A 1279-nucleotide genomic window follows, 5' to 3' on the forward strand; every position below is an offset into this window, starting at 1 on the left:
TGGCTCACCGGCATCACCCGCCGGAAGATCGCCGACGCGCTGACCGCCCGCACCCGGCGCACCGAGCTCGCCGCGGCCCTCGGCGACGCCCTGGAGCACACGGGCGGCTCCCAGGAAGGCCTGGAGCAGATCATCGACCGGCTCGTCGTCACCGAGGAACTGGCCCGGCTGCCCCGCGTCCAGCGCGACGTCCTGGAGCTCGCCTACTTCGCCGACCTGACCCAGACGCAGATCGCCGACCGCACCGGCATGCCGCTCGGCACGGTCAAGAGCCATGCCCGCCGCGGCCTCCGGCGGATGCGCCACGGTCTCGAGCTCGCCGCGACCGGTGGCTGATCCCGCCCCGCGGGCAGAGCGCCCGAGCGCCTCGCCCTCGATGCGGCGGGGTCACTCCTCCGCGCTCGCGTCGGGTTTCCCGTACGACTCCGCGCTCACGGCCGGTTCCCCGTGCAACTACTCGCTCACGGCCGGTTCCCCGTGCAACTCCTCGCTCACGTCGGGTTTCCCGTACAACCGGGAGATCAGGCCGAGGGCCTCGGCCAGCCCGGTGGGACGCATCATGCCGGCAGCCGGGGGCCGGCCGAGCCAGCCGGGGCCCGCCAGCAGGACCACCGGGGCCGTGCGCGCTCCCCGTACCCCGAACGCCGTCCCCGCGACGTGCCGGGCCAGGGCGTGGCTCGCGGTGGACCTCGCCTGGGACCAGAGGGCGACGGCGGCCGCCCCCGAGCGTCGCACCGCCGCGTCGAGGGCCTCCGCGGGCACCGCCGCGCCGAACATCCGGGTCGGCAGGCCCCGCTCGGCCAGTCCCGCCGCGAGTGCCTCCAGGGGCAGCGTGTGCTGCTCCCCGGGGACGCACGCCAGCACGACCGGGGCGGCCGGGGAAGCCGTCGCCGGGCCGGTCACGGCGGCCCGGCGCAGTGCGGTGGAGATGTGCCAGGAGAGCAGGTGCTCCACCTCGACGTAGCGGTCGCCGGACGACTCCCACCTGCGGCCCACGGCGTGCAGCGTGGGGACCATGATCTCCTGCCACGCGGTGACCAGGCCGTGCCCGGCCAGCGCCTCCTGGAGCAGCCCCTCCATGGCGGGGCCGTCGAGGCGTACGGCGGCGCGGGCGAGCCCGCGGGCCTCCTGCCGCACGTCGGCCTGCGGCAGGCCGCTGCCGGGTCCGGGGCGGCGGGCCCTCCCGGGGGCCGCGGGGGCGTCGGGGGCGACATCGGGAACGTTCGACCCCGCCGACGTCCGCGCCTGCCGTGCGGTCCTCGCGGCCTCGGCGGGGGGG

The 1279-nt window shown here is 77.3% G+C and carries 2 protein-coding genes; one reads left to right on the forward strand and one right to left on the reverse strand.

What is annotated here, in order from left to right:
* A partial coding sequence (locus tag CCN56_RS28080; protein ID WP_143664645.1) for an RNA polymerase sigma factor occupies positions 1-336 on the forward strand: 336 nt, incomplete at its 5' end.
* 117 nt (positions 337-453) lie between these two features.
* Here the strand turns inward: CCN56_RS28080 and CCN56_RS28085 are convergent.
* Positions 454-1279: B12-binding domain-containing protein (locus CCN56_RS28085; RefSeq protein ID WP_107484235.1), on the reverse strand; the 826-nt coding region annotated here is incomplete at its 5' end.

The sequence above is a fragment of the Streptomyces sp. NRRL B-24572 genome (assembly GCF_002156145.1).
Taxonomy (GTDB): domain Bacteria; phylum Actinomycetota; class Actinomycetes; order Streptomycetales; family Streptomycetaceae; genus Streptomyces; species Streptomyces vietnamensis.